Origin of the sequence: Pseudarthrobacter sp. CC4, assembly GCF_048957775.1 — a bacterium.
Classification (GTDB): domain Bacteria; phylum Actinomycetota; class Actinomycetes; order Actinomycetales; family Micrococcaceae; genus Arthrobacter.
Genome location: NZ_JARCCZ010000008.1, coordinates 1 through 20,567 on the forward strand (window position 1 = coordinate 1; position 20,567 = coordinate 20,567).

Sequence of the window (20,567 nt, forward strand, 5' to 3'; positions counted from 1 at the left end):
CACCACGTATAACGTTCCGTTGACCGTCAGCGGCCTCACCGGTGAGCTGGGCCAACAACTCTCACTGGGCATGGACACCAGCAGCAGTGACGGCCTGGACCTGAACTCCAAGGAGGCCGGCAGCACGAACGCACCCACGCTCATCCTCACGCTGACGAAGTAGGCGGACGCCGGCCGACATGGCCGGCGCCGTCCACCTCAGCAACATCACCGATCGGACACCACTAGACAGGGGACACCATGTACAGGCAGACCAAGCCCAAGACCAAGGCCTTGCACTTCGACATTCACGGCCGCGTCGCGATCCGCGTCGACGCAGAATCACCGGCAGCGCCGCAGCTCAAGAGCATGTTGGCGTGTTTCGCCACAGACACCGAACTGCCGGCCAACATTGTGGTCGATGACCGGCCGGAGCCGATGCCGGATGCTGGCCTACTTGAGCATGAGCTTGCGTACACGGAAAACAGTGTGCGTTTCCAGGCCGAACGACTCCAGATCGTGAGGGATGGGGAGCAGTGGCGCATTCACGGACCGGGCGAGCTGTTGACCTCCGTGGTCCCTGTTCTCGATGCCGCAATGGTCGGCCGCGGAGCTGGCATGATCCACGCCGCAACCATGGCGTACCGGGGTCACGCGATCGCGCTTCCGGCCGCCGGAGGGACCGGAAAGACGAGCACCGCGGCCAAGCTGATGCGGCGCGAGGGTTGGTCGTTCATGGGCGATGACTGGGCCTTTCTCGCCGAGGACGCCACGCTGCTCGGCTACGCGAAGCCGATGTTCATTAAGCCGCACCACCGGAAAATCTACCCGCACCTGTTTGAAGGGGTCCGGAAGCCGCTCGTCCCGCCTCAGCTCTCGAAGAGTGTCGGCCGCCTCACCACGGTGGTGCATCCGTACGTCATCCGTTACCCGCGCCTCGCGGACTTCTCCCGGCGTTGGTCGCCGGAGCACCGCATGGTTGATGCCGGGACCGCGTTTCCCGGCCGGGAAGTGACGACGACGGCTCCGCTTGCGGCGGCCATCTACATCGAGCGCTATGAGGGCTCCCGGTCCAGGATTGTCGAGCGGACAACCGAGTGGATGGTCGACCGCATGATCGGCAACTTCCACATCGAGATGGCAAGCTTCTCGCAGCATGTCGTGACAGGCCTGGCCGCTACATCCGTCGTCCCCTGGCGCGAGCACTTCGCCGCAAAAGGCGTCGTCCTGAACAAAGCGCTCGACGGACGGCCCTGCCACCTGCTGCAGGTGCCCTCCGCGTACACGGCAGACGAAGCGTCTGACGATATCGTCCGGTATCTCGAGGAGCTGCTGCCGTCGGTCCTGGACGAGCAGATCTGAGGGGGTGGGCACAGTGGGTCACAGCCCTTCCGAGGTCACCGCGGTCGTTCCGGCCCGCAACGCGGAGCACATGCTCCCACGCTGCCTGGAGGCCCTGCGTCAGTCCGGCGTAGCGGAGATCATCGTGGTGGACGGATGCTCCACCGATCGTACGGTCGACCTCGCCCTCGCGGCAGGTGCCCGGGTCCTGAGTGATGAAGGCCGCGGTTTGCCGTGGGCGCGAACGCTCGGTGTGCAGAGCAGCAGGACCCCTTGGGTCCTGCTCGTCGACTCTGACGTCGTGTTCGGGCCACACGGAGTCGCCGACCTGCTCTCTGAGCTCGTCGAGGGCGATTACGACGCGCTCCAGGCCGGTTTGGAAAGTGTCGCTGGACCGGGCTACTGGGGGCAGGCGCTGGCACATCACCATCGCACCGGCCGCAGCCGCAACTGGTTCGGGCTCGTAGCGACGATGGTCGACCGAGACCTGATGCTGGGTGTGGGTTTCGACGACTCGTTCAAGTCGGGCGAGGACATCGAGCTCCGTTGGCGGATGCGGCAGTCAGGGCTGCGGACGGCGGTGTCACAGCGGGTAGTCGTCGAACATCGTTTTGCCGCCGACGACTTTGACTTCGCCCTGGACCAGTTCCTGATGGACGGAACGGGACTGGGACGGATGATCCGCAAGCACGGCTGGCGCGGTGCGAGGTTGGCGTTGCTTCCTGCCGCCGCGGCTATCCGGGGCAGCGTCTTGAGCCTCGCCTCCGGCCAGCCCAGGTGGCTGCGCTACTACATCGCTTTCTGCTGGTACAACTATGCGGGCCTGGCGAAAGGTCTGGCGTCATGACCGCTGAACTAGGGACCGCGGTCACGGACCCCTCAACTGTCCGGCACTCCGCCCTGCGCAGTTCGATCGGCCTCATTGTGGGCAAGGCCGCCCAGATTGGCTGGGGTTTTGCCTTCTGGGTCGTGGCCGCACGCGCGACGTCAGACCGTGAGGTCGGGCTCGCCATGGCCGCGGTCGCGGCAGTGATGATCTGCACGCAGCTCGCGGTTCTGGGTGCCGGGTCCGCTGTCATCGTTGCGGTGGGACGAGGGGAGCCGCCCGCGCGGGTGCTGGACGCGGCGTTCGCCATCGTGGGGGCAGCCGGCACCGTGCTGGCCCTCGGCTATCTCGTGCTGCAGTCGGCTGTGGCGCCGGACACGGCGTCGGCATCGGTTCTCTTCTGGTTAACGTTCCTTGCGGCTGCCGTCACCGGCACCCTGGTGATTGTGCTGGACCAAGCGCTGGTGGCGCTGGGACGCGGGGCCAGCGCGACCTTGAGGTATGCGTTGGGCGGCGGGGTTTCCCTCGGCGCTGCAGCGCTCGTGGCCTGGCAGGCGCATGGCGCCTCCGCCGACGTGGTAATGGCCTGCTGGACCCTCGGGAATACAGTGGCGTGCGTCGTCGGTGTGATCCAGCTGCGAAAACTGATTGGCTATCGGCCGCGACCATCCTTGCGTTCGACGCGCGGCCGTCCACTGCTGGCGGTGGGTATTCCGTACCAGCTCCTCACCCTCACCGAGCGCGCCCCCGGGCTGGTGCTGCCGCTCCTGCTGGCCCACACGGTGGCGCCTGAGATCGCTGCCTACTGGTATCCCGCATGGATGATGGCCTGGGCTGCCTACTCCGCTCCGATGCTGATGGGCATCGTCCAGTTTTCCGAAGGTGTCCGCGACCCTCACCGCCTGGTGGCTACAACCTGGGCGAGTCTCCGTTGGTCGCTCGCCATAGGAGGTCTGGCGGCAGTCGTCCTCGTCCTCCTCGCTCACCCGCTGCTCAGTCTGCTGGGGGAGCGGTACGCTGACGCATCCGCTGACGCTCTGCGGTGGTTGGCGGCCGGACTGGTGCCGTACGCGGTGCTGCAGGCCTACAACGCCGTGTGCCGGGCTCTCGGCCGTTACACAGAGCCGATCGTGGTCGGCGTGACGCTCGGGGTGGCCCTCTGCGCGTCAGCGCTGTTGGAGGCCGAAGCGGGCCCCGGCGCCATGGCCCTTGCGTGGCTGGTGGTGCTCTCCATTGGAGCTGTTGCTGCCGGCCTCCGGTTAATCGCCGTTCTCCGGCGTGTCACGAAGGAGTCACGATGACAACCACGATTGATGCGCCCAGCCGCATCCGAGGACGCTGGAAGGCCCGTGACGCGTGGTGCGCACTGGCGGGGGTCGTGTCGCTGGCGCTTGCCGTGTGGGCCGCTTCCACGGTCGCCGTTCCCGTGAACAGCGACCTGGGGCTCGTTGCCGTGCTCCCCTACCCGTTCTGGGCAGGGGTCCTGATTCTGAACGTTGCCTTCGTTGTGGCCCTGCGAGGGGATGCCTCAGGTCCGGCAGGCCGGGCGGTCTTGATGTGGCTGGTGCTGGTGTTGGTGCTCGTGCTCTTCGGGACGGCAGCCTTCGTCACGGACGTACCGCGTGGTGAGGTCGCGTTCCGTCATCTCGGCATTGCCGACGCCCTCTCGCGCAGCCAGGGGATCGACCCCGACATTGACGCCTACTTTAACTGGCCGGGTTTCTTCGCCCTCCTGGCGACAGTACTGAAGGCAACCGGCCTCGACCCGGTAGCCCTTGCCCTGTGGGCGCCGGTGCTCAACGTGGGTCTGTGGCTCGCTGCCCTGGGCGTGCTGATGCGCTACCTTACGCAGGATCCGCGACGGCGCTGGCTCGTGCTCTGGCTCTTCTGCCTCGGCAACTGGCAGGACCAGGACTACCTGTCTCCCCAAGCCTTCGGCTTCTTCCTGTACCTCGTCGTGATCGCACTTGTCGTCGGCCCGCTGGCCGCGCGGCCCCCCAAGTTCCGCGGCTTCCGAGATGTCGACGTGGCGGCGTGGTGGCAAGGGCGGTCCCCGGCTGAGCCCCGGCCAGGGTACCGGGTGAGCGCCCTCGCGGTGGCTCTCGTGCTCATCGCGGTCATCTGCGCGAGCCATCAACTGACGCCTTTCCTATTGCTCATTTCCCTCACCGCTCTCACCCTGAGCGGACATGTCTGGCCCGGCCGGCTGCCCCTGATCACCGCGGTCCTGCTGGCACTCTGGCTCGCCTACCCCGCCAGTGCATACCTCGCCGGGAACCCGCCCCTGGCGGAAGGAGGTGTGCTGGCCGCAATCAATGCCAACGTCGTCGACCGCGTGAGCGGGACCGCCGGGCACGTGCTCGTGGTGCAGGCCAGGGTCGTTCTCACCCTCCTGCTGTGGGCGCTTGCCGCGGCGGGCGCGGTGCGCGACTGGCGCAGGGGGCGGTTCGACATCCGTGTAGTCCTCCTTGCCGTCACCCCCCTGCTGCTCTTCCCCGTGCAGCTGTACGGCGGGGAAATGCTCATCCGCGTCTCGCTTTTCGCTCTGCCCTTCATCGCTTTGCAGGCATGCTCGATCCTGCTTCCCACTGAAGGCAGGACACAGCCCTCACTCCGTGCCGCGGGGGGCCTCGCGCTGACGTTCTGCCTGTTGGGCCTGCTGACAGTGACAGGCCGGTTCGGGAACGCCCAGTTTGACGTCTTCACCGACAACGAGATCGCTGCCGTCGCCGCCGTACAGCGCCTCGCGCCGCCCGGCTCAACGATCATCTCGGCTTCCCCCCCGACGCCGTGGCGCAGCGAGGCCTACCTCGAGCACCCGTATCGGACCATGGACTACATGTGCCGGTCCGACTTGTCTACGGCGGCGTGCGGCCCAGTCGTTTACGACAATGCCCGGAAAAACCCTGCCGGTGCCGTCTTGTTGCTCACCCGCTCGTCGGAAGCGAGTCTTGTGCTTCGGGGCGCCAGCAGCGCCGGCGGCTTCGCCGAGCTGGAGGCGTGGCTAAGCGCGCAGGATGGAGTGGAACTAGTGTTCAGCAATGCAGACGCCCGCGCCTACCGGGTGACGCCATGAGCCGCCCCATCAGCCGCCCCATCAGCCGGCCGACCTTGGTCCTCGGTCTCGCGGCCCTCGCCTTGTCACTGGTGACGCTCGTAGGGCTGCCGACGCCGCTGCAGGTGGTCGCCGCGACAGCCGTCCTTATCCTGCTGCCAGGGCAGGCACTGGTCCGACTCACGTCGGTTACCGACCCTGCCCTTCGCGGGCTGCTTGTTCTGGCTCTCGGCCTCGCCACGCTAACCGCGGTGTCCACCGCGATGTTCTACCTCGCTGTGTGGTCGTGGCAGGCGTGTGTCGTCACGATGGGCGTCATCACCATTGGCGCGTGCATGGCACGCGCACGACAGGAGGTTGTGTCATGATCGATCTGGCGGGACTGCTCGCGATTGCCGCCCTGCTCATCACCATCGCCCTGCTCGTTACCCTTGTCGCGCTTGAGATCCGACGCGCGGGACCGGACGCCGAACGGCCCACGAGGCTCGTCGGCCTGACGATGAGCCGCAGGGTGGTCGGTGTCATGTGGGCGATGTATCTCGTCCTCTTCCTTCCGCGCGTGGTGGGACTGCTCACGTGAACGGTGCGGCGCGGTGGTGGCTCCTCAGCGACCTCCACCTGGGCGTATCGGATGACGACCCCCGCCGCCCAAGCGCAGTGCTTCCCGGTTTCCTGCGCCGCGAGGTCCTTGCGGTAGCCGGTACGCAGCGGCACGTCGCATTCGTGGGTGACACGTTTGAGCTGGTCGGCTTGGCCGAAGACGAGAGCCTTGCCCGGCTCGAGTCGATCCTCGCCCGGCACCTTGACACGTTCCGGGCGCTGGAAGCGTGTGCGGCCCGCGGCGTGCAGCTGCACTTCGTATGCGGCAACCACGACGTCGAGCTGGCCCGGCCGTCGGTCGCCGCCCGCCTGTCAGCGCTACTGTCACCCGGCGAGCCCACACGGGTCCGGGTGCACCCGTGGTTCTTGCACGTGCCCCACGTGCTCGTGGCCGAGCACGGGCACCAGCACCACGCGCTGCACCGGATTCCTGAGGTGCTCCGCTCGGCGGTCAACGGGACCGACGAGTTGAACCTGCCACCGCTCGCCGCCTGGAACGCCCACCCGTCGAACTCGCGCCTGAGCCGGGCCGGGGCCGTTGCCCGGTCCTGCCTGGCGTCCGAACTGGCGGAACGTCGCATCCGGGAGCCCGCGTACGACGAAATGTTGCAGTCCGAGTCATTCCGCCTTGCGCTCGACGAGGCGGCCGTTCGGGACCTGGCACGCCTGTCCCGGTTCCGGACGGTGTCGGCGCTCCCGCGCGCCGCTACTCGCATGGTGCTCGCGGCAGCCGGGCGCAGGACCGCAGGCGAGGAGCCTCCTGCAGCAGCGGGTCGGGTCGCGCGCACCCTCGAAGAGCATGGTTCCGGGGTGGCCTGGTACGTATCGGGCCACACCCACCGTGCCCTCGAAGCGGAGCTGGAGGCGTGCACAACCCGGTACGTCAACACAGGCACGTGGTGTTCGGACGTCCGCGGTCGCGGACCTGACCGGCGGGATCGTCAGGCGTTCCCCTACGCAGTGATAGACGTCGCCCGCGACGGCTCCACGAACGGCGGCTTGCGGTATTGGCGTCCGGACGGCGGTTCAGCCGTACCGGTGTCAGAGTACTGACCGGGCGGGGTGCACACCCACGTGGCGAGGTCCCGGCCCACCTACACTGGCGTTGAATCAGCCCCCGCTTCGTGACCCGCTGTCAGTCTGCATTCCGCCGGAAACAGCCCGGAATTCCCATGTATAAGAGCCGTCAGCCTTGAGGCTCATTCTTAGGTGACCCCATGTGTCGCTAAACCTCTTCTGCACATAAGAGGGGCTGCCGGTGAATTCCCGGAGGCCGATTCCACCAGTGGACACCTGGAATTGCTGCATCCCGTCCGCAACGCACTGGTCCGCGTTGTTCAGGGGGCACGTTCGCTCATAATTGTGTTGGCTGCCCGAAAGCAGTATCCGGACCCGGTTTGTCCAGAACACATCAATCCACGGTTTGGCCTCAGCGAAGCGGTCATGGCTGGATGTGTCAGAAGTGAAGTAGGGGTCATGGTAAACGACGGCCAGATGCTTGCCGGCCGCCCTGGCTGCCTTGAGGTCGGCATCCATTTCACGCGTCATGGCCCGCGCGCGCGTCGCGTCATACCGCCAGGTGGCGGTAGGGGCTACCAGGAAATGCCAGTTGCCCTTATCGAATGAGTACCATTCGAGGGCGTCCACGAATCGGCCAAGGTGGCTGTTGGTTGCGCTTTTCGTGGCGGACACGCACTCACCGTTCATATACTTGTCCAGCTCATCGTTCGTGCCGGGCTTGACGTCGTGGTTCGGTCCAGCCGCCCAGTATGTTTTGGACTTGGCCGGTCCCCACAGCTGGTCATAAGCGCCGAGCGCGGAGCACACTGACTTGTCGTACTGAAAGTCACCCAAAGCGATGAAGTTGTCCAGCGTGCCGTCGTTCAGGCCGGCGACAATGGACGCGGCGTTCCTGCCACTGGGCGACGCCGCGGACGTGTTCCCTTCCGGGTTGATGTCCCCTGCTGCGGCGAAATCGAAAGCGTCAGTGGACGCTTGCCGGGTGGTCCCTCCGCCGTCGGTTGTGGCCGGGGTGGTTGCTGCGTCGTCCGCTGGCACAGTCACCGTTGCTGTCGGGGGCGGAGGTGGAGGTGGAGGGGCCGAGCAGCCGCCCAGGAAGATTGCCGCTGCGCCAAGGGCGACCAAATGTTTACCCATACGTCAGATGATAGGGGCTTCCCCGCCGTGGGAGTTTTCCACATCGCCGCACCAGCGCTTTCCGGGCCGTTGCCGGCCGCCTAGCCTTGGGTCAGGAGCAAATCGCCTATCCGGGCCACATGCACTAAGATGGTGAAGTCTGTGCTGCGCCCTGCCTCCCTTCTGGCGGGGCATCGCACGGAATCGCAAATGAACCTCCTGTTACGGAAATGCCGTAACCGCTTAGCCCAAAGGAGGTGGGTTCACATATGCGTCCTTACGAATTGATGGTAATCATCGACCCCGAGGTCGAAGAGCGTACCGTTGAGCCGTCGCTTCAGAAGTTCCTGAACGTCATCACCAACGATGGTGGAACCATCGAGAAGGTTGACATTTGGGGCCGACGCCGCCTGGCTTACGAAATCAAGAAAAAGTCCGAAGGAATCTACGCCGTGGTGAACTTCACCGCCAAGCCGGAAACCGCCAAGGAACTTGACCGCCAGTTGTCTCTTAACGAGACCATCATGCGCACCAAGATCACCCGCCCCGAAGAGCAGAAGGTTGTTGCTGAGTAATTTCAGCACTGATCTTCATTCTTCACCCGCAGGAACGCACTCTTCACAGGATCGAACAAGGAGGCAGTAGATGGCAGGCGAAACCACCATTACGGTCATCGGTAATCTCACCAATGACCCGGAATTGCGGTTCACACCGTCAGGTTCGGCAGTAGCGAACTTCACCATCGCTTCCACCCCGCGTACCTTTGACCGCCAGTCCAACGAGTGGAAGGACGGGGAAACCCTGTTCCTCCGCGCGGCTGTCTGGCGTGAAGCAGCCGAGAACGTCGCCGAGTCCCTTACCAAGGGCATGCGCGTGATCGTTACCGGCCGCCTGAAGAGCCGTTCCTACGAAACCAAAGAAGGCGAAAAGCGCACCGTTATCGAGCTTGAGGTCGATGAAATCGGCCCCAGCCTGCGCTATGCCAATGCCAAGGTCAACCGCACCCAGCGCTCCGGCGCGGGTGGCCAGGGCGGCTTCGGCGGCGGCAACAGCGGCGGTGGCTTCGGAGGCGGCAACTCTGGTGGAAACCAGGGCGGCAACTCCGGTGGAGGCTGGGGCGGCGGCAACCAGCAGGCTGCGCAGGACGATCCCTGGGCTACGCCCGGCGTGTCCAGTGCAGGTGGCTGGGGCAACGGCCCCGATTCCGAACCTCCCTTCTAACACACCCCATTAAGGTCCGACGCCGGGCCCGCCACAGTGCCAAAGCGCACCAAGGCGGCTGCCGCCGTCGGACCACCACCATCCCGTGGATCAACATCCACGGGCTCCCTAGAATAGGAGCTCCACGATGGCTAAGGCTGAACTCCGTAAGCCCAAACCAAAGTCCAACCCCTTGAAGGCCGCTGACATCACTGTCATCGACTACAAGGACGTAGCATTGCTGCGCAAGTTCATCTCCGACCGCGGAAAGATCCGCGCCCGTCGCGTCACTGGCGTTACGGTGCAGGAACAGCGCAAGATCGCCCAGGCAATCAAGAACGCCCGCGAAGTTGCTCTGCTGCCTTACTCCGGCGCTGGCCGCGGCTAAGGAAGGGATTAACTAACATGGCAAAGCTCATTCTGACCCACGAAGTAACCGGACTCGGTGCTGCTGGCGACGTTGTCGAGGTCAAGGACGGTTACGCCCGTAACTACCTGCTGCCCCGCAACTTCGCCCTGACCTGGTCGAAGGGCGGCGAAAAGCAGGTTGAGTCCATCAAGGCTGCCCGCGCTGCCCGCGAGCACGCTTCCCTGGAAGACGCTCAGAAGCAGGCTGCTGCACTGCAGTCCAAGCCGGTCAAGCTCGTCGTCAAGGCTGGCGAAACCGGACGCCTGTTCGGCACCGTCAAGCAGGGCGACGTCGCTGACGCTGTTGAGGCCGCTGGCCTTGGCCGCATCGACAAGCGCAAGGTTGAACTGCCGGTCCACATCAAGTCGGTTGGTTCGTACCAGGCCAACGTCCGTCTGCACGAGGATGTTGCCGCTGTCATCGAACTCGATGTAGTGGCAGGCAAGTAGTCATAACGACTCAACAGTCCTGACTGTACAAAGACCCCCGTCGCCGGATCCCGGCAGCGGGGGTCTCTTGTCTTTGGACCGTGGACGGGCCAACCGGGTCAGACGCCCCAGTGAGCCAGGATTGCTTCGCAGAAGTCGTCGTTCGTACCCGTAGAACCGAAGATCAGCTCGTCGCTGATCACGTTGCCCGACGCCTGGTCGATGGTGAGGAGCCTGCGGACCTGGCCGTCGCCCTTGGCGAGGATCTTGCCGTCACTTCCAATCAGCCGATTCTCTCCGGTGAGCAGCACGGTGATGCTGAGCGTCCCGTCCCCGTTGTCGACGATCTTGAGGTCTTTGGCCAGCGTGTTCGGCTGGATGTCGGTCACGGTCATCCCGTTGTACGTGAATGTCTGGACGATCCTGAGCTTCTCCTGAACCCACAGCAGGCTATCCTCGCCGCGGGTCATGGTTGAGCCCGAACCGGTCCGGTCATAGGTGAATGCGACCTGCAGCCCCGAACCGCAGAAGTCGTCGTTTAGTCCGCTGGTCGAAAAATCGAGGCTGTAGCGTTCCACGAGCTCCGCGTTGGCGGGGGCAGCTCCGGTGACGGCGAGGCCGCCGAGGAGGAGCGCGGTGACGAATGGGCTGAGTTTACTGAGCATGGTGGTGACTTTCGATCGGGCAGACCCTGCGCAAGCATACAGAAGGTGTCGCATCGGACCGCCAGGCACCGGCTGCGACGACGACCCAGCCTGCCGCGATTCTACTCCCCGGCGGGACAAGGGAATAACCTGGCACGTTCCCCGGTTTGCCTGTATGGATGTAAACATGCAAATGCATGTAACTTGTATACGAACTACCGAGCAACAGGAGACCGTCATGGAAACCCGCCGTATCACAGTCCTTTCCGCCGGCTTGGGCGTGCCGTCGTCGAGCCGCCTGCTTGCCGACCAGCTGGCAGCGTCGGCTGAACGTCAGTTGGGCGCGGCCGGCTATGACGTGACCGTGGACGTCGTCGAACTCCGGGACCTTGCCGTGGACATCGCCAACAACTTCGTCACCGGCTACGCTGCTCCGCGCCTCGCAGAGGTCATCGCAGGGGTGGAAGCCGCCGACGGGATCATCGCCGTGACGCCTGTGTTCAGCGCGTCCTACAGTGGCCTGTTCAAATCCTTCATCGACGTCCTCGACCCCAAGTCCTTGGACGGCAAGGCCGTCCTGCTCGGCGCCACCGGCGGCACCGAGCGCCACCAGATGGTCCTGGACTACGCGCTCCGCCCGCTCTTCAGCTACCTGCGCGCCAGAATTGCGCCCACGGGCGTCTTCGCCGGCCCGCAGGACTGGGGAACCGCGGACGACGACGGGTCCTCCCTTGCCGCCCGCATCGACCGCGCTGCCGGCGAATTTACCCGCCTGATGGAGGGGTCCCAGCCGGGCCGGAAGCATGTTCCCATGGAGTCACTGCCATTCGAGCAGCTGCTGGCGGGCATCTCCGGAAACGCCTGAAGTTCCCCGCCGCGAGCGAAGCCAACTTCCAGTAGGCCCTTTCACGAGTCCAGCCGGGCTTAGTCGTCCAGCAGTTCGATGAACTCCCTGGCCTGCTTCATGGAGATATCGGAATGGCGGGTAAGGGCGGTGGCAGCCGCCTCGGTGTCCCCATTGCGGGCCAGGGTGCGGATGCGGCCGTAGATCTCGTCGTTGAGCATATTGCTGCTGACCTCGCGGGTTACGTCGCCTTTACTCGCAATGGCCCGGTAGCGGTAAGGGAACCGCTGCGGCTCATCGTCCTCGTCGTCCTCAGTGGCCGGCGGCACTGCCTCGGGGCCCCGGTAGGGCTGGGGGTGGGCGGCCAGCGCACCGACGGCATCGCGTGACGCGCGCAGCCCATCCCCGGTGACCTCGTAGTAGAGCTTGATGGCGGCCATGGCCTGGCCTTGGGCAATCAGGGCATATAGCCGCCGGTGTTGGTCCTCGGAGAGTTTCGTGGCCGCCTGGCGGGCGAGCTCGGCGGAACTGACGGGCGGCGACGTGGATGCCGCACCGGCGGAAGCCTTTCGCCTGCTGATGGCGCGGGCAGCCAGGGAGACTCCGGCAGCCACGGCCAGGAGGATAAGGACAGGGATCACGAGCGATTCCATTTTCATTGCCGTTCTGTGTACTTCCTGGTGGCAGCCAGATCTGAGTGCATCGCCTGGGCGTTCTGGCTTGGCCGCGTAATGGCCTCGAGGCGGGCCCGCGCGGCGGTGGCCGCCTGGACCTGCGCGGCATAGTGCCGGGCTGAACGTTCGGCGAGGTCCCGCTGGTACTTCTCGGCGTCGGAGACGCCTGAATCGCGTGGGCTGAGGGCCGTGGCAAGCCCCCAAATAAGCGCCGCCAAGACGATCGCCGGCAGCAGAACCAGCAGTAGTTCGCCCATACATAGAGCTTATGCCAGTTCCTGTTTATCCACAGCAATATTCACTGTTGTGCATATGGGGCGGCCTGCCCGACGCCAGACATCCGCAGCGGCATATGACGAAGGCCACGGGTTCGCAGATGAACTGGGTCACTGCCCGCCGCGCGGCGACCTATGGCCACTGGCGGCCATATGGGCTGTGGATGAAATTCCCGGGAAGAAATATTTACTCCACATGCTGGTGCTAATGTTTCCGCAGGTCAAGCGCATATCACCCGGTAAAGTTTTTTGCTGTCCACAACCTTTCCCACAGGCTGTGCACAAGCTATGCCCCTTAGTGCACAGGTTGTCCACAGGGCTCGGGCACCGCTGGCTTTGCAGCTGGAGCGGAGGGGGCTAGCGTAGCGGGGTACCTGTTCTTCAGGGTCCTGCTGGTTCCGCTTTGCTGCTGAAGGCAGCCTGTGGAGCCGCCGGATCCGGAAGAAATCGCCCGCTGTGGAAAACCTGTGGATAGTGGGGATAACTCGCGCCATGCCGTCTCCGGAGGGCGTGGCCCCGCGTTGTCACACCCTGCTGGTAGACCTGAACAGGTAGCGGTGCGCGGTCTTCGGGCAACGCCACACCAGGATGGATCACCGCCGGGACCTCAGGTCCCGGCTCACATGGAGGACGGCAATTTTGTCAATCGCGCATCTTGACCCGGTCGAAACAACCCGCGGATCAGACGCGAGCCGAAAGCCACCGCAGGACATCCCTGCCGAGCAATCCGTCCTGGGCGGCATGATGCTGTCCAAGGATGCCATTGCCGACGTGGTGGAAATTCTCCGGGGACAGGACTTTTACCGCCCCGCCCACGAAACCATCTACGAAGCCATTATCGACCTCTACGGCCGCGGCGAACCGGCGGACGCTGTTACCGTCTCGGACGAACTGACCAAGCGTGCCGAGATCAACCGGATCGGCGGCCCCGCCTACCTGCATGAGTTGATCCAGACCGTCCCCACGGCGGCCAACGCCGGCTACTACGCCGAAATCGTTGCTGAGCGCGCCGTCCTCCGGCGCCTGGTCAATGCCGGAACCAAGATCGTCCAGCTGGGCTACGGCTCGGACGGTGAGGTGGAGGACCTGGTCAACCAGGCCCAGGCCGAGGTTTACGCCGTGGCCGAGCGGCGCACTGCCGAGGATTACGTTGTCCTCAAGGACGTCATGGAGTCCACAGTGGACGAGATCGAGGCCTCCGGGCACCGCGGCGAGGGAATGACCGGCGTCCCCACGGGGTTCTACGAGCTGGATGAGCTCACCCACGGACTGCACCCGGGCCAGATGATCGTCATCGCCGCCCGCCCGGCTGTGGGTAAGTCCACTTTCGCACTGGATTTTGCCCGCTCCGCTGCCATCAAGAACAACCTCTCCACGGTGATGTTCTCCCTCGAAATGGGCCGGAACGAAATCGCCATGCGCCTCCTCTCCGCGGAGGCAACCATCGGACTGCAGGATCTCCGCAAGGGAACCATCAAGGACGAGCAATGGTCCAAGATCGCCACCACCATGGGCCGGATGAACGACGCCCCGCTGTTCATTGACGACAGCCCCAACATGTCCCTGATGGAGATCCGGGCAAAATGCCGGCGCCTGAAGCAGCAGCATGACCTCAAGCTGGTGATCCTCGACTACCTGCAGCTCATGAGCTCCGGCAAGAAGGTGGAGTCCCGCCAGCAGGAAGTATCCGAGTTTTCGCGCGCGCTGAAGCTCCTGGCCAAGGAACTGCAGGTCCCGGTCATCGCACTGTCCCAGCTGAACCGTGGCTCTGAGCAGCGCCAGGACAAGCGGCCCATGGTTTCGGACCTCCGTGAATCCGGATCCATCGAGCAGGACGCGGACATGGTGATCCTGCTCCACCGCGAGGATGTCTATGACAAGGAGTCGCCGCGCGCCGGCGAAGCCGACATCCTGGTTGCGAAGCACCGTAACGGTCCCACGAAGGACATCGTGGTGGCCTTCCAGGGCCATTACTCCCGGTTTGCCAACATGGCGGCCGACGCCGGCGGCGGGGGCTTCTAGGAGCCACGCGCCGGCGGGTGGGGGCGCTTAGCCCTGCGCCAGCAGGTGGTTCGGCAGGCGGTTGCCCGGGGCGGTGCCCCGGATCTCGAGTAGCTCCCGGGCGTGGGCGTGCAGCCGCTTGTCCTCCTCGCTGACCGGCACCCAGGCAGGGATAGGCACCGAGTTGCCTTCGGCGTCGCGCGCCACCATCACCGTCAGGCAATAGGTGGTGAGGTTCATGTCGCGGCTCCTGGGATCGCCGGAGCGGACGTGGACTGCGATGTGCATGCCCTTCGTCCCCGTGTACACCAGGCGGGCTTCCACCTCCACAACGTGGCCAATCAGCAACGGGCGGTAGAACCGGACGCCGCCGGAGAATACGGCCACTGTGTTCATGCCGCAGTACCGGGAGGCGCAGACGTAGGCTGCTTCGTCGATCCACTTCATGACGATCCCGCCGTGCACTTTTCCGCCCCAGTTCACGTCCGTGGGCGCAGCCATGAAGCGGAGCGTCACCCGTTCGGCCGTGCCCGCATCAGTATATTCCTGGCGGTTCATGGCTTCGACAATCTGTTCCCGCACCTTGATCCGGGCCAGGGCGTGGTCCCGCTGCTCGATTTCCGCCGGGGTGACGGGTTCGTACTGCTGCACCGGGATGGGTTTCCCGTCTTCCCCGACGGCCACGAAAATCACCATGCACTGGCTTCGCATAGTGGCCGGACCGCCCTTGGGATCCCCGGAGGAAACCACGGTGCGGATGTGCATCGAGGACCGCCCGGTGTAGACGATGGTGGCTTCCACCTCCACCATGTCCCCGCTGTTGACCGGATCGGCGAAATGGATGTTTCCCACATAGGCAGTCACGCAGTAGGACTTCGCCCACCCCACCGCCGCGGCATACGCGGCCTTGTCCACCCACTCCAGGACCGTCCCGGCATCCACCGAGCCGCTGTGTCCCACGTCCATCGGGGCGGCGAGGAAGCGGAGGGTCACGGAGTTGGAGGCAGGGGTGTCGGTCATGGTGCGATCATACTGACGCCATTGGGTTAACCAGCAGTCAGGCCTGTTTCGGGTGATGAAAAGGCCGACGGCGGGTGCGCACCGGAGTGGGCACCCGCCGTCGAGCGGTTCCCGGCCATGGCCGGAGGTTCGGCTTAGGCGAGGACAGACAACTTGGAGTTGCTGCGGCCAAAGAGGGCCCGGTCCACTGAGAGGCGTCCGGCGCCGGTGAGGGCCAGGGCGAAGGCTGCGGCCGCGAGGAGCAGCACCAGCTCGTACCCGCCGTTGGCGGCAAAAACTCCGGCGGAGGCGTGGACCAGGACCAGGGCCCCCAGCATGTCCAGGACCAGGAGGGCTGCAACCACGCGGGTGAGGATGCCCAGGATCAGGGCGATGCCGCCGGCGAACTCCAGGACGGCGATTGCGGGGGCTGCGATTTCCGCTGCCGGAACGCCCATCTTGGCGAACGACGCCTGGGTGCCGGCGATGGTCCATTCGTTGAACTTCTGCCAGCCGTGGGCGGCGAAGAGGAAGCCCAGGATGATGCGGAGGGCAGTAACGGCGGTGGTGGTAAGTCGTGACTGGTTCATGCATTCCAGTCTTCCGGCCCGATGGTTGAAGTGTCAACTAAATCGTCACAATGTGTTCCTTGTCATGCGCACAGGCCCGATCGCGGCCGGCGGATTAGGCTGGCATCGTGCCCCGCTTACCTGCCCCCACCACTGCTGCGCCATCCAGGGGGCAGCGCCGGGAGATCCTCCGGCTTGCCGTCCCCGCTTTTGGTGCGCTTGTGGCCGAGCCGCTGTTCCTGCTCGCCGACTCGGCGATTGTGGGCCACTTGGGCGTGGCCCAGCTGGCCGGCGTCGGACTCGCCTCGGCGGTGCTGCACACCGCCGTCGGCCTGATGGTCTTCCTGGCCTACTCCACTACCCCTGCCGTGGCCCGCGCCATCGGCGACGGCCAGCCGGGCAAGGCCTTGGCAGCCGGCCGCGACGGCGTCTGGCTGGCACTGCTGCTGGGCCTCGTCCTGGCCGTGGCCGGGTTCCTGGCCGCGGACCCGCTGATCGGCCTTCTGGGGGCGGAAGGCGAGGTGCGGGGATTCGCCGTCGATTACCTCCGCTGGTCCATGCCCGGGCTGGTGGCCATGCTCCTGATTTTCGCCGGCACAGGCCTCCTACGCGGCCTTCAGGACACCCGGACCCCGCTGGTGGTGGCCACGGCGGGCTTTGGCCTCAACATCGTCCTGAACCTGTGGCTGGTCTACGGGCTGGGCTGGTCGGTGACCGGCTCCGCGGTGGGAACCAGCGTGGCCCAGTGGGCGATGGCGGGCGTTTACCTGGTCATCGTCAGGGGGAACGCAGTGAGCAGCGGGGTGAGCCTGCTGCCAAGCTGGCGGGGGATCCGCAGTATGACGCGGGTGGGGTCCTGGCTCATGCTGCGCACACTGAGCCTCCGGATCGCGATCCTGGCCACAGTGCTGGTGGTCACCGCGCAAGGGGCGGTCAACCTGGCAGCCCACCAGCTGGCAATGACGATTTTTTCCTTCCTGGCCTTCGCCCTGGATGCCCTGGCGATCGCCGCCCAGGCCCTGATCGGCAAGGAGCTGGGCGCATCGAATGCCGCCAAGGCGCGCCTCCTGACCCGCACCATGATCCGCTGGGGCCTGGGCTTTGGCGTGGCGACGGGCGTGCTCCTGGCACTGGCGGCCCCCTGGGCGGGTGCCCTTTTCACGTCCGATCCCGAGGTGCAGTCGGTTCTGGCCACTGCCCTCTGGGTCGTCGCGGCGGGCCAGCCCATAGCCGGCTATGTGTTTGTGCTGGACGGCGTGCTGATCGGCGCCGGGGACGCAAAGTACCTTGCCTTGGCCGGGGTCCTGAATCTTGCCGTCTATGTGCCGCTGTTGATTGCCGTGGCGCTGCCCGGCCTATCGGGTGCCGCAGGCCTTGGCTGGCTGTGGGCCGCCTTTGCCCTCGGCTACATGGCTGCGCGCGCCCTGACCCTGGGCCTGCGTGCCCGGTCCGACCGTTGGATGGTGCTCGGTTCGGGGTAGGGGCAGCGGGAACAGGCGCCGAAGTTCTGCCAGCGCACCGCCGCCACTAAACTGGACCGGTGACGCAACCAAGGACACCCGCAGGCACCGCCCCCGGAACCGCCCCCCGGCCAGACCTCTGGCAGCCGGTCCTGCTGCGCTCGGCGGCAGCGCTGGTGTTCGGCGCAGTCACCATCTTCTGGGCCGCGCCCTCCGTGGAGGTCATGGGCTGGGCCGGCGGGCTGTATCTCCTGGCCACCGGCGCGCTCCTCCTCCGGGGTATCCAGGCTGCAGGCTTCCAGCGGGATGGCGCTCCGGGCAAGATGCTCTCGGCGGCAGGCGCAGTGCTGGCCGGCGCGGGACTTTCCCTGGTCCTGCTGCACGGGGACCTGCTGTTTGGCGTGGTGGCCGCAACGGGCCTTGGTGTGGCGGGAGCGCTTGAACTGCTCTGCGGGTTGATGTTGCGCGGCCGCCACGTGCTCTCCCGGGACTGGATCACCTCCGGAGCCATAGGCCTTGGAACCGCAGCCCTGCTGCCGTTCTTCATCGGCCTGGGTGCCCACGCTTTGCTGGGGGTGGCTGGCGGAGGAGCAATTATTTCCGGCGTGCTGTGGGTACTTTCGGGCCTGACGCTTCGGCACGATGCCGGCCACGCCGCCGGAAAGCCGTAAACTAGGAAAGCGCGGTTCTACTCCTTGTAGAAAATTGGCCGGGCAAACCACCGCAATACTTGATCCAGGCCGGCCGGCGTGCCGCCTGCAGGGAGGAATCACCGTGGCAGACCAGCATCCAGGAAAACCGCGCAGGCTGCGGACCTCGGTGAAGGGGCCCCTGATGTTCTCCGCGTTCTGGGCTGTGGTCGCCTTCCTTGCCGTTGTCGTTTTTGCTTCGGGCGGCAGTGCGCGGACTCCCCGCTTCGACCTGGCCTTCACCGCGGCCGGCATCGCCTTCATTGTCACCCTGGTGGTCGCCGCAATGCTCTCCATGAGCTACAAGGAAAATGCCGAGCATCTGGGTAAAGGGTCCGGCGTGAACCTCAGCTCGGCCCGGAAACCCTCCCACGGCTTTGGCGCCCCGGGCCCCCAGGAGCCACCCGCCTCCGCCGACAGCCCTGATCACCCGGACACGCCGGGCGGCCACTAGCCCGAGGCCGCCTGCCGGGCACGGTAGGCGGCGACATGTGCGCGGTTGGCGCAATTGCCGGTGTCGCAGTAGCGCTTCGACCGGTTCCGGCTCAGGTCCAGCACCGCCGCATCGCAATCCTCTGCGTCGCAGGTGCGCATTCGGTCCATCTCCTTGCCGCGGATGACATCCGCCAGCGCCATCGCGGCCTCCGTGCTCATCCGGTCCACCAGCGGGGCGTCCGGTGTGGTGGCATGCAGGTGCCAGTCCCAGTCGTCGTGCTTGACCAGCTGGGGGAGCGCGCGCGCCTCGCGCAGGAGGCGGTTCACCGTGCGGACAGCCGCATCTTCATCCGCTGTCCAAAGCTCTGCGAGCTGCCGGCGCAACTGCCGGACGCTTTCCAGTTCCTGCTGATCCCTGGTGCGGGAGCCGGTGAAACCCTCAGCCGCCAGGAAACGGTCCAGGTCCGCCTGCGTGGCAAGGCCTTCGGCCCCATTTGCCGCTGAATTGACCAGATTCACCACCGTCCGCAGCGCCACCTCGGTGTCAGGGGCAAAGACCATCTTGACTCCTTACAGTGCCGTCCCGTACTGTCATGACCATAATCCCACTTTACTCCTGACAGGAGGTGCTCAATGTCCGTTGCGAGCAACCGCGCGCCCGGCCGCCTGTCCGCAGGCAAGCTGAACTTCCTCGCCTCCGGCCTGGGCATAGCCCTGTTCTCCTCCGCCGTCTTCGGCCTCTCCGGGTCCTTCGCCAAGGCGCTCCTGGAGACCGGTTGGTCCCCGGGAGCCGCCGTCACTGCCCGGCTCACGGGTGCCGCCGTGATTCTCGCCGTGCCCGCGGTTCCAGCCCTGCGGGGACGCTGGCACCAGCTGCGGAACAACTGGGTGACCATCCTCCTCTTCGGGCTGATCGGCGTGGCGGCCTGCCAGCTCTTCTACTTCAACGCTGTGGCCAGGCTCTCCGTGGGCGTGGCGCTCCTGCTTGAATACCTGGCTCCGGTCATCATCGTGCTGTGGCTGTGGGCTGCCAGCCGCAGGCGGCCGCGTGCCCTGACGTTCGGCGGTACCCTGCTTTCCCTTGCCGGCCTGGTTCTCGTGCTGGACCTCACAGGCGCCGTGAAGATCGACGTCATTGGTGTCCTCTGGGGAATTGCGGCCGCCGTCTGCCTTGCCATGTACTTCTTCATTACGGCCAAGGAGAACGACTCCCTGCCGCCCATCGTCCTGGCCTCCGGCGGGCTGCTGGTGGGTGCGGCCGCTATGTGGCTCTCCGCCGCCACCGGCCTGCTGCCGATGGCCTTCAGCGCAGCCGATACCAGGCTCGGCCCCTGGACCACCCCGTGGTGGGTCCCGCTGGCGGGCCTCGTGGTCCTGGCGACGGTCCTGGCGTACGTGTCCGGGATCATGGCCGCCCGGGCGCTCGGATCGAAGGTGGCCTCTTTCGTGTCGCTGACAGAGGTACTCTTCGCCGTCATCTGGGCCTGGCTGCTGCTTGGTGAGCTTCCGGGCGCCATCCAGCTCGTCGGCGGAGCGCTGATCGTCGGCGGTGTCATCCTGGTCCGGCTGGACGAACTCCGGGGCCCTGCGCCGGCGTCGGCGGGAGCGGGCGGCAAGGAGCCGCCCAGGGCGGCGTCCCCGCTGGAACACGCGAACGACGTCGAGCCCGTCCCTTAAAAGCAGAGGGCCCGGACTGGTGTCCGGGCCCTCTGTGCGTTAGCTTTCGCAGCCGCGTTGCTAGTTGGAAGCCTGATCCTGCTGATCGGCGTTCCGCTTGGCGCGGGTGCTGGCTTCCTTCAAAGCCTCGGCCACCTTGGTCAGCTGGGTGGTGTGGGTTCCGGACCACTCCTCGCGGAACTTGTCCGCGTCCGGCCCCTTCCAGTCGGTGCTGTTCAGCAAGCTGGTGAGATTGGACTTCTGCGTCTCGATCTGTGACGCGCCCTCCTGAAGCTTGCTGCCCAGCTGACGAAGCTGCTGAACGTCTGCACCCCACATGGCCATTG

General features: G+C 65.6%; 25 protein-coding genes. 17 read left to right on the forward strand and 8 right to left on the reverse strand.

Going from position 1 to position 20,567, the window contains the following annotated elements; all coding sequences use genetic code 11:
* Positions 1–240: 240 nt before the first annotated feature.
* From PV768_RS06760 to PV768_RS06790, 7 genes are read left to right on the forward strand one after another with little or no spacing between them, the layout of a single operon-like run.
* A complete protein-coding gene (locus PV768_RS06760) occupies positions 241–1,341 on the forward strand; it encodes a hypothetical protein (protein ID WP_321214815.1) in 1,101 nt (366 codons plus the stop codon).
* A gap of 13 nt (positions 1,342–1,354) precedes the next feature.
* A complete protein-coding gene (locus PV768_RS06765; protein ID WP_323057975.1) occupies positions 1,355–2,167 on the forward strand; it encodes a glycosyltransferase family 2 protein in 813 nt (270 codons plus the stop codon).
* A complete protein-coding gene (locus tag PV768_RS06770; RefSeq protein WP_157240194.1) occupies positions 2,164–3,447 on the forward strand; it encodes an MATE family efflux transporter in 1,284 nt (427 codons plus the stop codon). The genes PV768_RS06765 and PV768_RS06770 overlap by 4 nt, the downstream gene beginning before the upstream one ends.
* The gene (locus PV768_RS06775; protein ID WP_157240196.1) at positions 3,444–5,222 is read left to right on the forward strand and encodes a glycosyltransferase; all 1,779 of its coding nucleotides are present in this window, start codon (positions 3,444–3,446) and stop codon (positions 5,220–5,222) included. The genes PV768_RS06770 and PV768_RS06775 overlap by 4 nt, the downstream gene beginning before the upstream one ends.
* Positions 5,219–5,569 (forward strand): hypothetical protein, encoded by a 351-nt coding sequence (locus PV768_RS06780; protein ID WP_421092605.1) that lies wholly within the window; start codon positions 5,219–5,221, stop codon positions 5,567–5,569. The genes PV768_RS06775 and PV768_RS06780 overlap by 4 nt, the downstream gene beginning before the upstream one ends.
* The gene (locus tag PV768_RS06785; protein ID WP_421092606.1) at positions 5,566–5,781 is read left to right on the forward strand and encodes a hypothetical protein; all 216 of its coding nucleotides are present in this window, start codon (positions 5,566–5,568) and stop codon (positions 5,779–5,781) included. The genes PV768_RS06780 and PV768_RS06785 overlap by 4 nt, the downstream gene beginning before the upstream one ends.
* Positions 5,778–6,854, forward strand: coding sequence for a hypothetical protein (locus PV768_RS06790; RefSeq protein ID WP_421092607.1), 1,077 nt, complete (start codon positions 5,778–5,780; stop codon positions 6,852–6,854). Before PV768_RS06785 ends, PV768_RS06790 begins: the two co-directional genes overlap by 4 nt.
* Positions 6,855–6,911: 57 nt before the next feature.
* On the opposite strand, the gene PV768_RS06795 is transcribed toward PV768_RS06790, so the two are convergent.
* Entirely contained in the window at positions 6,912–7,865 is a 954-nt protein-coding gene (locus PV768_RS06795) for a metallophosphoesterase family protein (RefSeq protein WP_421092608.1), read from the reverse strand.
* A 341-nt stretch (positions 7,866–8,206) separates the two neighbouring features.
* On the opposite strand from PV768_RS06795, the gene rpsF reads away from it, so the two are divergent.
* The 4 genes from rpsF (at position 8,207) to rplI (ending at position 9,995) form a co-directional block, all read left to right on the forward strand.
* On the forward strand, positions 8,207–8,512 hold the full coding sequence (gene rpsF / locus PV768_RS06800; protein WP_013602900.1) for a 30S ribosomal protein S6: 306 nt from the start codon (positions 8,207–8,209) through the stop codon (positions 8,510–8,512).
* 70 nt (positions 8,513–8,582) lie between these two features.
* Positions 8,583–9,158 (forward strand): single-stranded DNA-binding protein, encoded by a 576-nt coding sequence (locus PV768_RS06805; protein WP_157240203.1) that lies wholly within the window; start codon positions 8,583–8,585, stop codon positions 9,156–9,158.
* A 127-nt stretch (positions 9,159–9,285) separates the two neighbouring features.
* Complete coding sequence (rpsR, locus tag PV768_RS06810) at positions 9,286–9,525, forward strand: 30S ribosomal protein S18 (protein ID WP_003800144.1); 240 nt, start codon at positions 9,286–9,288, stop codon at positions 9,523–9,525.
* Between the two features lie 17 nt (positions 9,526–9,542).
* Positions 9,543–9,995, forward strand: coding sequence for a 50S ribosomal protein L9 (gene rplI, locus PV768_RS06815; RefSeq protein WP_013602898.1), 453 nt, complete (start codon positions 9,543–9,545; stop codon positions 9,993–9,995).
* Positions 9,996–10,093: 98 nt separating this feature from the next.
* Here the strand turns inward: rplI and PV768_RS06820 are convergent, their stop codons facing one another.
* On the reverse strand, positions 10,094–10,639 hold the full coding sequence (locus PV768_RS06820; RefSeq protein WP_157240205.1) for a hypothetical protein: 546 nt from the start codon (positions 10,637–10,639) through the stop codon (positions 10,094–10,096).
* Between the two features lie 217 nt (positions 10,640–10,856).
* Here PV768_RS06820 and PV768_RS06825 point away from each other — a divergent pair, with 217 nt between their 5' ends.
* Positions 10,857–11,483, forward strand: coding sequence for an FMN reductase (locus PV768_RS06825; protein ID WP_421092609.1), 627 nt, complete (start codon positions 10,857–10,859; stop codon positions 11,481–11,483).
* Positions 11,484–11,542: 59 nt separating this feature from the next.
* Here the strand turns inward: PV768_RS06825 and PV768_RS06830 are convergent, their stop codons facing one another.
* Both PV768_RS06830 and PV768_RS06835 read right to left on the reverse strand, forming a co-directional pair.
* Positions 11,543–12,115 (reverse strand): hypothetical protein, encoded by a 573-nt coding sequence (locus PV768_RS06830; protein ID WP_157242838.1) that lies wholly within the window; start codon positions 12,113–12,115, stop codon positions 11,543–11,545.
* Positions 12,116–12,117: 2 nt separating this feature from the next.
* Positions 12,118–12,393: a hypothetical protein gene (locus PV768_RS06835; protein WP_157240209.1), complete on the reverse strand. Its 276-nt coding sequence runs from the start codon at positions 12,391–12,393 to the stop codon at positions 12,118–12,120.
* Positions 12,394–13,050: 657 nt separating this feature from the next.
* Here PV768_RS06835 and dnaB point away from each other — a divergent pair.
* Positions 13,051–14,433 (forward strand): replicative DNA helicase, encoded by a 1,383-nt coding sequence (gene dnaB, locus PV768_RS06840; RefSeq protein WP_321214810.1) that lies wholly within the window; start codon positions 13,051–13,053, stop codon positions 14,431–14,433.
* Between the two features lie 27 nt (positions 14,434–14,460).
* Here dnaB and PV768_RS06845 read toward each other — a convergent pair whose 3' ends face one another.
* Both PV768_RS06845 and PV768_RS06850 read right to left on the reverse strand, forming a co-directional pair.
* On the reverse strand, positions 14,461–15,432 hold the full coding sequence (locus PV768_RS06845) for an acyl-CoA thioesterase (RefSeq protein WP_421092610.1): 972 nt from the start codon (positions 15,430–15,432) through the stop codon (positions 14,461–14,463).
* A gap of 134 nt (positions 15,433–15,566) precedes the next feature.
* Positions 15,567–16,001: a DoxX family protein gene (locus tag PV768_RS06850; RefSeq protein ID WP_321214808.1), complete on the reverse strand. Its 435-nt coding sequence runs from the start codon at positions 15,999–16,001 to the stop codon at positions 15,567–15,569.
* A gap of 107 nt (positions 16,002–16,108) precedes the next feature.
* Here PV768_RS06850 and PV768_RS06855 point away from each other — a divergent pair, with 107 nt between their 5' ends.
* The 3 genes from PV768_RS06855 (at position 16,109) to PV768_RS06865 (ending at position 18,583) form a co-directional block, all read left to right on the forward strand.
* Positions 16,109–17,461 (forward strand): MATE family efflux transporter, encoded by a 1,353-nt coding sequence (locus PV768_RS06855; RefSeq protein WP_321214807.1) that lies wholly within the window; start codon positions 16,109–16,111, stop codon positions 17,459–17,461.
* Positions 17,462–17,520: 59 nt separating this feature from the next.
* A complete protein-coding gene (locus tag PV768_RS06860; protein ID WP_321214806.1) occupies positions 17,521–18,111 on the forward strand; it encodes a hypothetical protein in 591 nt (196 codons plus the stop codon).
* Between the two features lie 103 nt (positions 18,112–18,214).
* Positions 18,215–18,583 carry a hypothetical protein gene (locus PV768_RS06865; protein WP_321214805.1) on the forward strand — a complete coding sequence of 123 codons (369 nt, stop codon included), beginning with the start codon at positions 18,215–18,217 and terminating at the stop codon, positions 18,581–18,583.
* Here PV768_RS06865 and PV768_RS06870 read toward each other — a convergent pair.
* Positions 18,580–19,125, reverse strand: a complete 546-nt coding sequence (locus tag PV768_RS06870) for a CGNR zinc finger domain-containing protein (protein WP_157240216.1) — start codon at positions 19,123–19,125, stop codon at positions 18,580–18,582. The two genes, PV768_RS06865 and PV768_RS06870, sit on opposite strands and share 4 nt — an antisense overlap.
* 72 nt (positions 19,126–19,197) lie before the next feature.
* Here PV768_RS06870 and PV768_RS06875 point away from each other — a divergent pair, with 72 nt between their 5' ends.
* Positions 19,198–20,241: an EamA family transporter gene (locus PV768_RS06875; protein ID WP_421092611.1), complete on the forward strand. Its 1,044-nt coding sequence runs from the start codon at positions 19,198–19,200 to the stop codon at positions 20,239–20,241.
* 60 nt (positions 20,242–20,301) lie between these two features.
* On the opposite strand, the gene PV768_RS06880 is transcribed toward PV768_RS06875, so the two are convergent.
* Complete coding sequence (locus PV768_RS06880; RefSeq protein WP_157240220.1) at positions 20,302–20,565, reverse strand: WXG100 family type VII secretion target; 264 nt, start codon at positions 20,563–20,565, stop codon at positions 20,302–20,304.
* Positions 20,566–20,567: the final 2 nt, after the last annotated feature.

Coding starts and splice junctions, on each gene's coding strand:
- PV768_RS06760 (WP_321214815.1), top strand. CDS start 241: ATGTACAGGCAGACCAAGCCCAAGACCAAGGCCTTGCACTTCGACATT.
- PV768_RS06830 (WP_157242838.1), bottom strand. CDS start 12,115: ATGGAATCGCTCGTGATCCCTGTCCTTATCCTCCTGGCCGTGGCTGCC.
- PV768_RS06780 (WP_421092605.1), top strand. CDS start 5,219: ATGAGCCGCCCCATCAGCCGCCCCATCAGCCGGCCGACCTTGGTCCTC.
- PV768_RS06785 (WP_421092606.1), top strand. CDS start 5,566: ATGATCGATCTGGCGGGACTGCTCGCGATTGCCGCCCTGCTCATCACC.
- PV768_RS06770 (WP_157240194.1), top strand. CDS start 2,164: ATGACCGCTGAACTAGGGACCGCGGTCACGGACCCCTCAACTGTCCGG.
- PV768_RS06880 (WP_157240220.1), bottom strand. CDS start 20,565: ATGGCCATGTGGGGTGCAGACGTTCAGCAGCTTCGTCAGCTGGGCAGC.
- PV768_RS06845 (WP_421092610.1), bottom strand. CDS start 15,432: ATGACCGACACCCCTGCCTCCAACTCCGTGACCCTCCGCTTCCTCGCC.
- rpsR (WP_003800144.1), top strand. CDS start 9,286: ATGGCTAAGGCTGAACTCCGTAAGCCCAAACCAAAGTCCAACCCCTTG.
- PV768_RS06850 (WP_321214808.1), bottom strand. CDS start 16,001: ATGAACCAGTCACGACTTACCACCACCGCCGTTACTGCCCTCCGCATC.
- PV768_RS06870 (WP_157240216.1), bottom strand. CDS start 19,125: ATGGTCTTTGCCCCTGACACCGAGGTGGCGCTGCGGACGGTGGTGAAT.
- rpsF (WP_013602900.1), top strand. CDS start 8,207: ATGCGTCCTTACGAATTGATGGTAATCATCGACCCCGAGGTCGAAGAG.
- PV768_RS06820 (WP_157240205.1), bottom strand. CDS start 10,639: ATGCTCAGTAAACTCAGCCCATTCGTCACCGCGCTCCTCCTCGGCGGC.
- PV768_RS06825 (WP_421092609.1), top strand. CDS start 10,857: ATGGAAACCCGCCGTATCACAGTCCTTTCCGCCGGCTTGGGCGTGCCG.
- PV768_RS06775 (WP_157240196.1), top strand. CDS start 3,444: ATGACAACCACGATTGATGCGCCCAGCCGCATCCGAGGACGCTGGAAG.
- rplI (WP_013602898.1), top strand. CDS start 9,543: ATGGCAAAGCTCATTCTGACCCACGAAGTAACCGGACTCGGTGCTGCT.
- PV768_RS06805 (WP_157240203.1), top strand. CDS start 8,583: ATGGCAGGCGAAACCACCATTACGGTCATCGGTAATCTCACCAATGAC.
- PV768_RS06875 (WP_421092611.1), top strand. CDS start 19,198: ATGTCCGTTGCGAGCAACCGCGCGCCCGGCCGCCTGTCCGCAGGCAAG.
- PV768_RS06835 (WP_157240209.1), bottom strand. CDS start 12,393: ATGGGCGAACTACTGCTGGTTCTGCTGCCGGCGATCGTCTTGGCGGCG.